Below are 14,596 nucleotides of genomic sequence, written 5' to 3' on the forward strand. Positions count from 1 at the left end.
GGGCGGCAAATGGTATTGGGGTTTGTTGTTTGCCCGGGAGGTCTCTTTTGCGGGGGGCTTCTCTCCAAGGGGGCCTGGCCGGTTTTGTGGGAGCGAGCCTGCTCGCGAAGCTTTTAGAGGTTCTGCAGGGTATCGAGCAGTACTTTCACCTTGGTGATCGATTCCTGATATTCGGCCTGCCACTGCGAATCCGCGACAATCCCGCCGCCACCCCAGCAACACACCTGACCTTCCTTGACCAGCAAACTGCGTATGGCGATGGAGCTGTCCATCTCGCCGCGCACGTCCAGATACAACAATGAGCCGCAATACAACCCGCGCCGGGTCGGCTCCAGCTCGTCGATGATCTGCATCGCCCGAATCTTCGGCGCGCCGGTAATCGAACCGCCCGGGAAACTGCCGGCGATCAGGTCCAGTGCATCCCGGTCGTCCGCCAGTTCGCCGGTCACGCTGCTCACCAGATGATGCACGTTGGGGTAGCTTTCCAGGCTGAACAGTTCCGGGACCCGGACCGAGCCTGTGCGGCAGGTGCGACCGAGGTCGTTGCGCAGCAAGTCGACGATCATCAGGTTTTCCGCGCGATCCTTGGGGCTGGCCAGCAGTTCATCGGCATTCGCCGCATCTTCGGCAGCGGTCAGTCCGCGAGGACGAGTGCCTTTGATCGGACGGGTTTCCACATGCCGTTCACTGACTTTGACGAAGCGCTCCGGCGACAGGCTCAGCACCGCGCCGCCGTCAGGCAAACTCTGGAACCCGGAAAACGGCGTCGGGCATGCCAGGCGCAAGGCGCAATACGCGGTCCACGGATCACCCTGACAGGGCGCGCGGAAACGCTGGGCGAAATTGACCTGATAGCAGTCGCCGGCCTGGATGTATTGCTGAATGCGTTCGATTGCCTGGCGATACTGATCTGAGCTCAGGTCAGCCTTCATGGGGGCTTTCAGTTTGAACGGCTCGACCGCTTCAACAGCTGATTGATTGAATAGCTGGATCAGGCGTTGACGCTCGCTGTCCGCCAGCGTCGGGTGAAACACCAGTTGACTGGTGGCCTGCTGGTGATCGCTGATCAGCGCCCAGTCATACAGGCCGAAGCGCGCATCCGGCAGTTGCAGATCGTCCTGCGCCTCACTTGGCAGGTGTTCCAGATGACGACCGAAGTCGTAGCTCAGGTAGCCGATCAAACCGCCGGCGAATGGCAGTTCATAGGCTGCCGGCAGGGAGGCTTCACCCAGTCGTGTCAGGTTGTCCCGCAGGCGTTGCAGGAAATCGCCACCACTTTCGTCAGGCGCTACCGTCAGCTGTTCCAGCGGCCAGGCGCTGAGCAGGTCGAACCGGCCGCGCTCGGCACTGGGTCGGCCGCTGTCGAGCAGCACTGCGCCGGGGGCGTGGCGGATGGCCGAAAAGTAGTCGGCGGGGTTGGCGCGATAGGGGAGCGGGTATACGGAACAGATCAGCATGGGCGGGTTGGATCAGCCATCGAGGCGGGGTGGCGATTGTAGTCCCCTGCGGGATTTGGTCCTAGTGGGGATTGATGACCTGTAGGAGCGAGCATGCTCGCGATGAGCGCCGGAACACCGCGTAGTGTCAGGTTTCCATCGTCATCGTTGACGACCATCGCGAGCGTGCTCGCTCCTACAGGGGGAGGGATCAACCTTCGACCGGCGGAATATGCCCGAACATTTCCTGCACGAACGCCACACGCTCTTCGACGGTTTCGGTCACGCCACGGGCCTTCATCTCTTCCAGTCGCGCTTCGACCGCGTGGGTGCGCAAGGTCAGGCCGCAGTCGTTGGCAATCTGGATGTTCAAGCCCGGCCGGGCATTGAGCTCAAGGATCAGCGGGCCTTTTTCCTGGTCGAGCACCATGTCGACACCGATGTAACCCAGGCCGCACAGCTCATAGCACCCGGCGGCGAGTTTCATGAAGCCGTCCCAGTAGGGCAGTTGCACGCCGTCCACCGCGTTGGTGGTGTCCGGGTGTTTGGCGATGATGTTGTTCAGCCAGGTGCCACGCAGGGTCAGACCGGTGGCGAGGTCGACACCGACGCCGATGGCCCCTTGATGCAGGTTGGCCTTGCCGCCGGACTGGCGGGTCGGAAGGCGCAGCATGGCCATGACCGGGTAGCCCATCAGCACGATGATGCGGATGTCGGGCACGCCTTCGTAACTGATGCTTTTGAAGATCTGGTCCGGGATTACGCGGTACTCGATCAGCGCCCTGTCGCGATGCCCGCCAAGGGAATAGAGCCCGGTGAGGATGCTGGAAATCTGATGCTCGATTTCCTCGTGGCTGATGATCTTGCCGGATACCGTGCGATAGCGCCCTTCAAAGCGGTCGGCAATCACCAGGATGCCGTCACCGCCGGCGCCTTGGGCCGGTTTGATCACGAAGTCGCTGCGCCCACCGATGATCTCGTCGAGTTTTTCGATTTCCTTCTCGGTGGAGATGATCCCGTACAGTTCCGGCACATGGATGCCGGCCGCGATGGCACGTTCCTTGGTGATGATCTTGTCATCGACAATCGGGTACAGGCTGCGCTTGTTGTACTTGAGTACGTAGTCTGCGTTGCGCCGATTGATACCCATGATGCCCCGGGCTTCCAGGGCCTTCCAGGTCTTCCAGAAGCCGAACATCAAGCGTCAGCCTTTTTCAGGAAAGCCTTGAAACGCACCAGCTCGGTCAGGCGGTAGCCGCGATAGCGACCCATGGCCAGCATGAAGCCCACCATGATCAGCAGGATCGCCGGGAAGGTGAACACGAAGTACACCAGCTCCGGAATGGTCATGATCAGGTGAGCCAGGGTTGCGGCGAACAACGTACCGATCGCCACTTTCATGGCATGGCCGCCGCCACGTTCTTCCCAGGTGATCGACAGGCGTTCGATGGTCATGGTCAGAATGACCATCGGGAACAGCGCCACCGACAACCCTCGCTCAAGGCCCAGCTTGTGGCTGAGCAGGCTGATGGCCGCGATCAATACCACCACGAATGTCAGTACCACCGACAGCCTCGGCAGCATTTGCAGCTTCAGGTGTTCAAGGTAGGAACGCAGTGAGAGTCCCAGGGCCGTAATGATCGTGAACAGCACGATACCGAAGCCAAGCTGGGTTTCGCGGAAGGCCAGGGCGATCAGCACCGGGGTGAAGGTGCCGAGGGTCTGCAGGCCGATCAGGTTGCGCAGGATCAGGATCACCAGCACGCCGATCGGGATCATCACCATGATCATGAACGTTTGCTGGGTTTGCAGCGGCAAACCGTACAGCGAGTATTCGAGGAAATTGGCGTCGGTGTTTTCGTCGGTCAGCTTGGCCAGGCGAATGGCGTTCATTTCGCTGTTGTTCATGCTGAAGGTGACAGTGGCTTTCTTGCCGCCATCGACGGTGATCAGGTTCTCCTCACCGGTCCACCACAGCAGGCGGTCGGTCGGCAGGCCCTGTTCGCCGGTTTCCGGGTTGAAGTACAGCCAGTCGGTGCCGTTGAAGCTTCGCAGCCAGAGCTCCGGTGTCTGCGGCTGGTCGGCCACCAGGCGAATGGTGTGGACTTTTTCCACTGGCACGTGGGCGATGGACAGCACCAGTTCGACGATCCTGGCTTTTTGCGCCGTGGACGGATCGCCCGCCAACAGCAGCTTCACGTTGTCGTCGTTGACATTGTTGACACGTTTGATCGCTTCGCCGACGAAGGTTTCGACGTCGGCCGAGTGTTGACGGATCGGCGCGAGCAGGGCTTCGGCGGCGATTTTTTCCGGGCCTTCGATGGCGATGCTGTCGCGGAAGGTCGGACCTTTGATCTTGGACTTTTCGGCGCTGTAGCGCTTGGTCAGCACCAGGCGGTAATAAAGGGTCTGGTTGCCCTTGGCCCGACGTGCCGACCAGGTGACCTTGCGGTTACCGTCGACCCGGTTGACCGCCACCCCGTAGTTATTGGAGATGAAGCTCTCGTTGAGGCTGACATAGTCGCGGCTCAGCGGTGGCACGAACATCTGGATCTTGACCGGATCCTTGGCACTGGCGACGAACTCGACCTTGGCGTCGATGTTCCACAAGTCGTCGGTGGCGTCTTCGGTCACGGGAATGCCCAGCACGAAGATCTGGTAGGCCGTGACTGAAATGCCCAGCACCACCAGGATGGCGATCAGCATTTTCAGATGAAGGGTAAGAGAGCGCATTGGAATTACTCTGCGGTATGAGCGTCGGTGGCGCAGGCGGGTTTGCCGGCAGCGTATTTAAGACTGGGGTCGACCAGCGCATCGAAGCGTTTGAGCGCTTCGGAGCCGATCAAAAGCGGATATTGGAACGCGCTGCGGTCGGTCAGGTTCACTTCGATGCTGCGTAGGGCCGAGCCCATGCAAATATCCAGTTCGATCACCGGGCGGGCGGTGTACTTCTTGCCTTCTTCCGGGTCGTAGTCACCGGCCCGGCGCTTGATCTTGCTGACGCGGGCCAGCGGGCGTTCGATCGGGTGAGAGTGGGCGGTGTCGATGGCCAGGTAAAAACGTACCCAGGACTCGCCATTGCGTTTGAAGCGCTTGATGTCGCGGGCACTCAGGGAAGCGGTTTTGGCCCCGGTATCGAGTTTGGCGGCCACTTCCAGGTCCAGGCCACCCAGCGACGCGTACTCATTAAGGCCATACACGGTCTTTTCCCCCGCCACGGCGACACCTGGCAGGCAAAGAAAATAAAGGAAAGCGGGGAAGGGCTTGAGTCTCATAAATCCTGGTGCGCAGCGGTCCGTGTTTCGATTCAAGACCCTGGCATTGCTGCGCAAGCTCCTCGTATGCCTATCAGGGTTTTATGACAGACAGTGCAGATGTGACAAACAAATGCGGGCGGCATTCTAGCACGGTGGTTTTATGGCGCCAGCGCTGCCCGGCGACTATAAACAGGTTGGCCGCGTCCTTGTGATCAATGTGGTTATTAGACGATTGTCGACAATATCCAATTATCCTTTGACTGTTACGGCGGTATTGGTTAGTTTTTGCGGCACTGGCTTACAAGGTGTCGACAATATGCTGGACCAACTCGAACCTCCGGTTTCGATTTCAGACGATTCTGAAACGCTTTCCGAGAACGTCTTCCGACGCATCCAGGCGGCTATCGTCAAGGGTGAAATCGCCCCGGGCAGCAAAATCTCCGAACCGGAGCTGGCGCGTACCTATGGCATCAGCCGCGGTCCGCTGCGTGAGGCCATCCACCGTCTGGAAGGTCAGCGCCTGCTGGTTCGCGTACCGCACGTCGGCGCTCGGGTTGTCTCGCTCAACCATGCCGAACTGCTGGAGCTCTACGAAATCCGCGAGTCCCTTGAAGGCATGGCCTGTCGCCTGGCCGCCGAGCGCATGAGCGTCGAAGAGATCGACGAACTGCGGCGTGTCCTCGAAACCCACGAGCGCGATGAAGCGTTCCAGGCCGGCCGAGGCTATTACCAGCAGGAAGGTGATTTCGACTTCCACTACCGAATCATCCAGGGCAGCGGCAACCGCACCCTGACGCAATTGCTCTGCGGCGAGCTGTATCAACTGGTGCGCATGTACCGCATCCAGTTCTCCACAACACCCAATCGTCCGCACCAGGCCTTTGCCGAACACCACCGAATTCTCGATGCCATCGCCGACCGTGACGGTGAGCTGGCCGAGTTGTTGATGCGCCGTCACATCGGCGCTTCCAAACGCAATATCGCCCGTCATTACCAGGACGGCGCCAATCCGACAGCCAAACGAGGTGAGTCATGAGTTTGAACAAAAGCACTCCAGGCCAGCGTTTCCGCGATGCGGTCGCCAGCGAGCATCCATTGCAAGTGGTCGGCGCGATCAACGCCAACCACGCGCTGCTGGCCAAGCGCGCCGGTTTCAAGGCGATCTACCTGTCCGGTGGCGGGGTGGCTGCAGGCTCCCTCGGCGTGCCTGACCTGGGCATCACCGGCCTGGATGACGTGCTGACCGACGTGCGCCGCATCACCGACGTCTGCGATCTGCCACTGCTGGTGGACGTGGACACCGGTTTCGGCTCCTCGGCCTTCAACGTTGCCCGTACCGTCAAGTCGATGATCAAGTTCGGCGCGGCGGCGATTCACATCGAAGACCAGGTCGGCGCCAAGCGTTGCGGCCACCGTCCTAATAAGGAAATCGTGACCCAGCAGGAAATGGTCGACCGCATCAAGGCGGCCGTCGATGCCCGTACCGACGACAGCTTCGTGATCATGGCCCGTACCGACGCCCTGGCGGTGGAAGGCCTGGAGTCCGCGCTGGATCGCGCTGCCGCCTGCATCGAAGCCGGCGCCGACATGGTGTTCCCGGAAGCCATCACCGAACTGGAAATGTACAAACTGTTCGCCAGTCGCGTGAAAGCGCCGATCCTGGCCAACATCACCGAATTCGGCGCGACGCCGCTGTACACCACCGAACAATTGGCTGGTGCCGATGTATCCCTGGTGCTGTACCCGCTGTCGGCCTTCCGTGCCATGAACAAGGCCGCGGAAAACGTCTACACCGCCATCCGTCGCGACGGCACGCAACAGAACGTCATCGGCACCATGCAGACCCGCATGGAGCTTTACGATCGCATCGACTACCACACCTTCGAGCAGAAGCTCGATGCGTTGTTTGCCGCGAAGAAGTAATCAACACCCTGTGACTGTAGGAGCGAGCATGCTCGCGATGGACGTCAACGATAACGCGGGAACCCTGTGACCCCGCGGCGTAGCGTCCACCATCGCGAGCATGCTCGCTCCTACAGGAGGGAAGTTTCCCCAACAAATTCAAGAAGATTGGAGACAGCAATGGCCGAAGCAAAAGTACTCAGTGGCGCCGGGCTCCGTGGCCAGGTTGCCGGGCAAACCGCACTGTCCACCGTGGGCCAGGAAGGCGCAGGCCTGACCTATCGCGGCTACGACGTTCGCGAACTGGCGGCTGACGCACAATTCGAAGAAGTCGCTTACCTGCTGCTGTACGGCGAACTGCCAAGCAAAACCCAATTGGCGGCGTACATCAGCAAACTGAGCAAGCTGCGCGACCTGCCGCAAGCGCTGAAAGAAGTGCTGGAACGCATCCCTGCCGACGCCCATCCAATGGACGTGATGCGCACCGGTTGCTCGTTCCTGGGTAACCTGGAGCCGGAGAACAACTTCTCCGAGCAGCACGACAAGACCGACCGCCTGCTGGCCGCCTTCCCGGCGATCATGACCTACTGGTATCGCTTCAGCCACGAAGGCAAGCGTATCGATTGCGTGAGTGACGAGCAGTCCATCGGTGGCCACTTCCTGCACCTGTTGCACGGCAAGAAGCCGAGCGAGTTGCACGTTAAGGTGATGAACGTCTCGCTGATTCTTTACGCGGAGCACGAGTTCAACGCCTCGACCTTCACCGCTCGCGTTTGCGCCTCGACCCTGTCCGACCTGTTCTCCTGCATCACCGCGGCCATCGGCTCGCTGCGCGGCCCTCTGCATGGCGGCGCCAACGAAGCGGCGATGGAAATGATCGAGCGCTTCTCGTCGCCGGAAGAGGCGATCAAAGGCACCCTCGGCATGCTTGAGCGCAAGGACAAGATCATGGGCTTTGGCCACGCGATCTATAAGGACAGCGATCCACGTAACGAAGTGATCAAGGGCTGGTCGAAGAAGCTGGCTGAAGAAGTGGGCGACAAGGTGTTGTTCCCGGTCTCCGAAGCTATCGACAAGACCATGTGGGAGCAGAAGAAACTGTTCCCGAACGCCGACTTCTACCATGCCTCGGCGTACCACTTCATGGGCATCCCGACCAAATTGTTCACACCGATTTTCGTCTGCTCGCGCCTGACTGGCTGGGCCGCCCACGTCTACGAACAACGTGCCAACAACCGCATCATTCGCCCGAGCGCCGAGTACACCGGCGTTGAACAGCGCAAGTTCGTGCCAATCGAACAACGCTGAATGGTGGAGGCCTGAACTTCGGCAACTGAAGGAACCGAGACCCTGTGGGAGCGAGCCTGCTCGCGAAGACGGACAGACATTCAACATCGATGTTGACTGAAATACCGCTTTCGCGAGCTGGCTCGCTCCCACAGTGGATGGTGTGAACTTCAGGCCTAGTGCCAAGCCCCACCCTTTGTAATTACCGTGACCGAGTCCTGACCGATGAACACAGAATTCCGTAAAACGCTGCCCGGCAGCCATCTGGATTACTACGACGTGCGTGCGGCGGTCGAGGCCATCCAGCCCGGCGCCTACGACACCCTGCCGTACACCTCCCGCGTGCTGGCGGAAAACCTTGTGCGTCGCTGCGACCCGGCCACGCTCACCGAATCCCTGAAGCAATTCATCGAGCGCAAGCGCGACCTCGATTTCCCATGGTTCCCGGCTCGCGTGGTGTGCCACGACATCCTCGGCCAGACCGCGCTGGTGGACCTCGCCGGCCTGCGTGACGCCATCGCCCAGCAAGGCGGTGACCCGGCGCAAGTCAACCCGGTGGTGCCGACCCAGCTGATCGTCGACCACTCCCTGGCCGTCGAGCGCGGTGGCTTCGATCCGGAGGCGTTCGAGAAGAACCGCGCCATCGAAGACCGTCGCAACGAAGACCGTTTCCACTTCATCAACTGGACCAAGAAGGCGTTCAAGAACGTCGACGTGATCCCGCCAGGCAACGGCATCATGCACCAGATCAACCTGGAGAAAATGTCTCCGGTGATCCAGGTGCGTGACGGCGTGGCGTTCCCTGATACCTGCGTCGGTACAGACAGCCACACCCCGCACGTCGATGCGCTGGGCGTGATCGCTATCGGTGTCGGTGGTCTGGAAGCGGAAAGCGTGATGTTGGGCCGTGCATCCTGGATGCGCCTGCCGGAAAGCGTCGGCGTCGAACTGACCGGCAAGCTGCAACCGGGCATCACCGCCACCGACATGGTGCTGGCGCTGACCGAATTCCTGCGCAAGCAGAAGGTTGTGGGCGCTTGGCTGGAATTCTTCGGCGAAGGCGCGTCCGCGCTGACCCTCGGCGACCGTGCAACCATTTCCAACATGGCTCCGGAATACGGCGCCACTGCAGCGATGTTTTACATCGACCAGCAAACCATCGACTACCTCAAGCTCACCGGCCGTGAAGACGAGCAGGTGCAGTTGGTCGAGAGCTACGCCAAGCAGATCGGTCTGTGGGCTGACAGCCTGAAGGGCGCGCAATACGAGCGTGGTCTGACCTTCGATCTGTCTTCGGTGGTGCGCAACATGGCTGGCCCAAGCAACCCGCACGCCCGTGTGGCCGTTTCGGATCTGGCGGCCAAAGGCATTTCCGGACAGTGGGAAGACGTTCCAGGGCAAATGCCGGACGGCGCGGTGATCATCGCCGCCATCACCAGCTGCACCAACACCAGCAACCCGCGCAACGTGATCGCTGCCGGTCTGCTGGCGCGCAACGCCAACAAACTCGGCCTGACCCGCAAGCCTTGGGTCAAATCATCCCTGGCGCCGGGCTCGAAAACCGTGGCGCTGTACCTGGACGAAGCTGGCCTGACCGATGAGCTGGAGCAGCTCGGTTTCGGCGTCGTGGCCTTTGCCTGCACCACCTGCAACGGCATGTCCGGTGCGCTGGACCCGGTGATCCAGCAGGAAATCATCGATCGCGACCTGTACGCCACTGCCGTGCTGTCGGGCAACCGTAACTTCGACGGCCGGATTCACCCGTACGCCAAGCAGGCATTCCTCGCCTCGCCGCCGCTGGTGGTCGCTTACGCCATCGCCGGTACCATCCGTTTCGACATCGAAAAAGACGTGCTGGGCGTGGTCGACGGCAAGGAAATCCGCCTGAAGGACATCTGGCCGAGCGACGAAGAAATCGACGCGGTGGTCAAGGCCTCGGTGAAGCCGGAGCAGTTCCGTCAGGTCTACATCCCGATGTTCGCCATCCACGAAGACAACGGCCCGAAAGTCGCGCCACTGTACGACTGGCGCGAGATGAGCACCTACATCCGCCGTCCGCCGTACTGGGAAGGCGCATTGGCCGGCGCCCGTCCGCTCAAGGGCATGCGCCCGCTGGCGGTACTGCCGGACAACATCACCACCGATCACCTGTCGCCGTCCAACGCCATCATGATGGACAGCGCCGCCGGCGAATACCTGGCGAAAATGGGCCTGCCGGAAGAGGACTTCAACTCCTACGCGACCCACCGTGGTGACCACCTGACCGCACAGCGCGCCACCTTCGCCAACCCGAAACTGTTCAACGAAATGGTCCAGGAAAACGGCAAGGTCAAGCAGGGCTCCCTGGCCCGCGTCGAGCCGGAAGGCAAAGTGATGCGCATGTGGGAAGCCATCGAGACCTACATGGATCGCAAGCAGTCGCTGATCATCATCGCCGGCGCCGACTACGGTCAGGGCTCGTCCCGCGACTGGGCAGCCAAGGGCGTGCGTCTGGCGGGTGTGGAGGCGATCGCCGCCGAAGGTTTCGAGCGCATCCACCGCACTAACCTGGTGGGCATGGGCGTGTTGCCGCTGGAGTTCAAGCCGGGCACCAACCGTCACACCCTGGCCATCGACGGCACCGAGATCTATGACGTGATCGGTGATCGCACGCCACGGGCCGATCTGACCCTGGTGATCCATCGCAAGAACGGCGAACGCGTCGAAGTGCCGGTGACCTGCCGCCTCGACACCGCTGAAGAAGTGTCGATCTACGAGGCGGGCGGCGTGTTGCAGCGCTTCGCCCAGGACTTCCTCGAAGAATCGGCGGTAGCCGTTTAACACAGGCTGTACGGACACGGGACCTTGGGTCCCGTGTCTCATTTCAAGGAGTAACGAGCATTATGGCTCACGCACCTCAGATCAAAATTCCTGCCACCTACATGCGTGGCGGTACCAGTAAAGGCGTGTTCTTCAGCCTGAAGGATTTGCCGGAAGCGGCACAGGTTCCGGGCCCGGCCCGCGACGCTTTGTTGTTGCGCGTGATCGGCAGCCCCGATCCGTACGACAAGCAAATCGACGGCATGGGCGGCGCGACCTCCAGCACCAGCAAAACCGTGATCCTGTCGAAAAGCATCAAGGCCGATCACGACGTCGATTACTTGTTCGGTCAGGTCTCCATCGACAAGCCTTTCGTCGATTGGAGCGGCAATTGCGGCAACCTCTCGGCGGCAGTCGGTTCGTTCGCCGTCAGCAATGGCCTGGTGGATGCCAGCCGCATTCCGCACAACGGCGTTGCCGTGGTTCGCGTGTGGCAAGCCAATATCGGCAAGACCATCATCGCCCATGTGCCGATCACCAACGGTGAAGTGCAGGAAACCGGCGATTTTGAACTCGACGGCGTGACGTTCCCGGCCGCTGAAGTGCAAATCGAGTTCCTCGATCCGGCTGCGGAAGAAGAGGGCGGCGGCGGTTCGATGTTTCCTACCGGCAACCTGATCGATGATCTCGAAGTACCCGGTGTCGGCACCTTCAAGGCGACCATGATCAACGCCGGCATCCCGACGATTTTCGTCAATGCCGAAGACATCGGCTACAAGGGCACCGAGTTGCAGGGCGCGATCAACGGTGATCCGAAAGCGCTGCAGATGTTCGAAACCATCCGTGCCTATGGCGCAGTGCGCATGGGCCTGATTGCCAACGTCGACGAAGCGGCCAAGCGGCAGCACACGCCCAAAGTGGCATTCGTGGCCAAGCCAGCGGACTACGTTGCCTCCAGCGGTAAAGCGATTGCCGCCGGCGATGTCGACCTGCTGGTGCGCGCGCTGTCCATGGGCAAACTGCACCACGCGATGATGGGCACGGCGGCTGTGGCGATCGGCACGGCGGCGGCGATTTCCGGCACCTTGGTCAACCTCGCGGCCGGCGGTGTCGAACGCAACGCGGTGCGCTTCGGTCATCCGTCCGGCACCCTGCGTGTCGGCGCCGAGGCCAGCCAGCTCAATGGCGAATGGGCCGTGAACAAAGCCATCATGAGCCGCAGTGCGCGGGTGTTGATGGAAGGGTTCGTGCGGGTGCCGGGCGACTCCTTCTGATCGACACACCCCTGTAGGAGCGAGCTTGCTCGCGATGGACGTCAACGATAACGAGGCGTCCCTGATGCACAGTGGTGTGCCTTCCACCATCGCGAGCGAGCTCGCTCCTACAAGAGTGAATCGAACATGAGCGCCAACGTTGACCTCAACAATCGCCCGGACTATGACCAGGTCTTGCAGGACATTGTCGATTACGTCCTCAACTTCAAGGTCGAGTCCGAAGAAGCCCTGGACACCGCCCGCAACTGTCTGATGGATACCCTGGGCTGTGGCCTGCTGGCGCTGCGTTTCCCCGAGTGCACCAAACACCTGGGGCCGTTGGTCGAAGGGACCGTTGTGCCCTTTGGTGCGCGGGTGCCGGGCACCAGCTTTCGATTGGACCCGGTCAAGGCGGCGTGGGACATCGGTTGCATCGTGCGTTGGCTCGATTACAACGACACATGGCTCGCGGCCGAGTGGGGCCATCCGTCGGACAATCTCGGTGGCATCCTTGCCGTGGCTGACCATTTATCACAAAAGCGCTTGGCCAATGGCAATGCAGCATTGACTGTTCGTACCATGCTCGAAGCGATGATCATGGCACACGAGATTCAAGGTGTGATTGCCCTGGAAAACTCCTTCAATCGCGTCGGTCTTGATCACGTCATTCTGGTTAAGGTCGCCTCGGCGGCGGTTACCGCCAAGCTGATGGGCGCCAATCGTGAGCAGTTGCTCTCGGCGTTGTCCCACGCATTCGCCGACGGCCAGGCGCTGCGCACCTACCGGCATGCGCCAAATGCCGGGTCGCGCAAGTCCTGGGCGGCGGGCGATGCGTCAAGCCGTGGCGTGCGTCTGGCGGATATTGCGATGCGTGGCGAGATGGGGATTCCGGGTGTCTTGGGTGCCAGGCAGTGGGGCTTTTATGACGTGCTGTTCAGCCATACCAACAACGATCTGGCGCTCAAGCCCGAAGACAAGCGTGCCTTCAGTTTCTCCCGGCCATACGGCAGTTATGTGATGGAAAACGTGCTGTTCAAAATCAGTTTTCCCGCCGAGTTTCACGCGCAAACCGCCTGTGAAGCGGCAGTGACGTTGCACCCGCAGGTGCGTAATCGCCTGCATGAAATCGACCGGATCGTCATCACCACCCACGAGTCGGCGATCCGCATTATTTCCAAGGTCGGCCCGTTGGCCAATGCCGCCGACCGCGATCATTGCCTCCAGTACATGACCGCGGTGCCACTGGCCTTCGGCAATCTGGTGGCGGAGTACTACGAGGACGATTTCCACAAAGCGCATCCGATCATCGATGTGTTGCGCGGCAAAATGGTCATCGTCGAAGACCCGCGCTTTACCCGCGAATATCTGGAGGCTGACAAGCGCTCCATCGCCAATGCGGTGCAGGTGTTCTTCAAGGATGGGTCCAGTACCGCAAACGTGGTGGTGGAATACCCGATCGGCCACCGTCGGCGCCGTGCCGAGGGTATCCCGTTGCTGGAGGACAAGTTCAGGGCGAACCTGGCGACGCGGTTTGTCGGGCAGCGAAGCGAGGAGATATTTGCGTTGTGCAAGGACCAGGCGCGGCTTGAGGCGACGCCGGTGAACAGGTTTGTGGATTTGTTTGTTATCTAGGAGACCGCGTTATCGTTCAATCGCTAGCAGGCTAGCTCCCACAGGGGATCTGCGGTGTACACAAATCAACTGTGGGAGCTAGCCTGCTGGCGATGAGGCCAGAACAGGCGATTGAGATTTATTTGAAACGCCGCTCGACGCCTTTCTCCACAAGGATCTTTGCGGAAATTTCTTCAACGGAGAAATGCGTGGAGTTGATGTTCGGAATGTTTTCGCGGCGGAACAGGTTTTCCACTTCGCGCACTTCGAACTCGCACTGGGCGTAGCTCGAGTAGCGGCTGTTGGGCTTGCGCTCGTTGCGGATCGCGGTCAAGCGGTCCGGGTCGATGGTCAGGCCGAACAGCTTGTGCTGGTGGGCGCGCAGGGCGCTGGGCAGTTGCAGGCGTTCCATGTCGTCTTCGGTCAGAGGGTAGTTGGCCGCGCGGATGCCGAATTGCATGGCCATGTACAGGCAGGTAGGCGTTTTGCCGCAGCGTGACACGCCCACCAGGATCAGGTCGGCCTTGTCGTAATAGTGCGTACGGGCGCCGTCGTCGTTGTCGAGGGCGAAGTTAACGGCCTCGATACGCTCCATGTAATTGGTGTTGGCCCCGATGGAATGGGACTTGCCGACGGTGTAGGAAGAATGCTCGGTCAGTTCCTGTTCGAGAGGCGCCAGGAAGGTCGAGAAAATGTCGATCATGAAACCATTGGAAGTCGCGAGGATCTCACGAATGTCCTGATTGACGATGGTATCGAAGATAATCGGACGGAAGCCGTCGGTTTCGGCGGCTTTGTTGATTTGTTGTACCATGGCCCGCGCTTTGTCCACGCTGTCGATGTACGGCCGCGTGACTTTGCTGAAGGTAATGTTTTCGAACTGCGCCAGAAGGCTTTGACCCAGGGTTTCGGCCGTAATGCCGGTGCCATCGGAGATAAAGAAAGCAGATCGTTTCATTTGCACCTTGGGCCTTAAGCTAGTAACGAATCTTGGATATGATAGGCGCGGTTTGCCGGCCGCCATTGGCCCGCATTCTCACTTATTTTCCAG

At 60.5% G+C, this 14,596-nt stretch carries 11 protein-coding genes; 6 read left to right on the plus strand and 5 right to left on the minus strand.

All coding sequences use genetic code 11. The annotated features are described in order from the left end of the window. Positions 1-113: 113 nt before the first annotated feature. From pabB to ACSFE6_RS14940, 4 genes are all read right to left on the minus strand, one after another. Positions 114-1,457, minus strand: a complete 1,344-nt coding sequence (gene pabB, locus ACSFE6_RS14925) for an aminodeoxychorismate synthase component I (protein ID WP_435428326.1) — start codon at positions 1,455-1,457, stop codon at positions 114-116. 190 nt (positions 1,458-1,647) lie between these two features. After that, positions 1,648-2,634, minus strand: coding sequence for an alpha-L-glutamate ligase-like protein (locus tag ACSFE6_RS14930; RefSeq protein ID WP_435428327.1), 987 nt, complete (start codon positions 2,632-2,634; stop codon positions 1,648-1,650). Continuing rightward, the gene (locus tag ACSFE6_RS14935; RefSeq protein ID WP_435428328.1) at positions 2,634-4,169 is read right to left on the minus strand and encodes an inactive transglutaminase family protein; all 1,536 of its coding nucleotides are present in this window, start codon (positions 4,167-4,169) and stop codon (positions 2,634-2,636) included. The genes ACSFE6_RS14930 and ACSFE6_RS14935 overlap by 1 nt, the downstream gene beginning before the upstream one ends. 5 nt (positions 4,170-4,174) lie before the next feature. Next, positions 4,175-4,711: an ATP-dependent zinc protease family protein gene (locus ACSFE6_RS14940; RefSeq protein WP_435428329.1), complete on the minus strand. Its 537-nt coding sequence runs from the start codon at positions 4,709-4,711 to the stop codon at positions 4,175-4,177. A 301-nt stretch (positions 4,712-5,012) separates the two neighbouring features. Between ACSFE6_RS14940 and ACSFE6_RS14945 the strand changes: the two genes are divergently transcribed. The 6 genes from ACSFE6_RS14945 to prpD all read left to right on the plus strand — a co-directional run bounded on the left by ACSFE6_RS14945 (position 5,013) and on the right by prpD (position 13,566). Next, the gene (locus tag ACSFE6_RS14945; protein ID WP_435428374.1) at positions 5,013-5,729 is read left to right on the plus strand and encodes a GntR family transcriptional regulator; all 717 of its coding nucleotides are present in this window, start codon (positions 5,013-5,015) and stop codon (positions 5,727-5,729) included. Continuing rightward, entirely contained in the window at positions 5,726-6,616 is an 891-nt protein-coding gene (gene prpB, locus ACSFE6_RS14950; RefSeq protein ID WP_435428330.1) for a methylisocitrate lyase, read from the plus strand. Before ACSFE6_RS14945 ends, prpB begins: the two co-directional genes overlap by 4 nt. 159 nt (positions 6,617-6,775) lie before the next feature. Beyond that, a complete protein-coding gene (gene prpC, locus ACSFE6_RS14955; RefSeq protein ID WP_435428331.1) occupies positions 6,776-7,903 on the plus strand; it encodes a bifunctional 2-methylcitrate synthase/citrate synthase in 1,128 nt (375 codons plus the stop codon). A 204-nt stretch (positions 7,904-8,107) separates the two neighbouring features. After that, positions 8,108-10,702: a Fe/S-dependent 2-methylisocitrate dehydratase AcnD gene (acnD, locus tag ACSFE6_RS14960; protein ID WP_435428332.1), complete on the plus strand. Its 2,595-nt coding sequence runs from the start codon at positions 8,108-8,110 to the stop codon at positions 10,700-10,702. 62 nt (positions 10,703-10,764) lie between these two features. Then, positions 10,765-11,955 carry a 2-methylaconitate cis-trans isomerase PrpF gene (gene prpF / locus ACSFE6_RS14965; protein ID WP_435428333.1) on the plus strand — a complete coding sequence of 397 codons (1,191 nt, stop codon included), beginning with the start codon at positions 10,765-10,767 and terminating at the stop codon, positions 11,953-11,955. Positions 11,956-12,081: 126 nt separating this feature from the next. After that, positions 12,082-13,566 carry a 2-methylcitrate dehydratase gene (gene prpD, locus ACSFE6_RS14970; RefSeq protein ID WP_435428334.1) on the plus strand — a complete coding sequence of 495 codons (1,485 nt, stop codon included), beginning with the start codon at positions 12,082-12,084 and terminating at the stop codon, positions 13,564-13,566. 118 nt (positions 13,567-13,684) lie between these two features. Here the strand turns inward: prpD and ppsR are convergent, their stop codons facing one another. Then, a complete protein-coding gene (ppsR, locus tag ACSFE6_RS14975; protein WP_435428335.1) occupies positions 13,685-14,503 on the minus strand; it encodes a posphoenolpyruvate synthetase regulatory kinase/phosphorylase PpsR in 819 nt (272 codons plus the stop codon). Positions 14,504-14,596: the final 93 nt, after the last annotated feature.

The sequence above is a fragment of the Pseudomonas baetica genome (assembly GCF_051216495.1).
In the GTDB taxonomy this organism is placed as follows: domain Bacteria; phylum Pseudomonadota; class Gammaproteobacteria; order Pseudomonadales; family Pseudomonadaceae; genus Aquipseudomonas; species Aquipseudomonas baetica_B.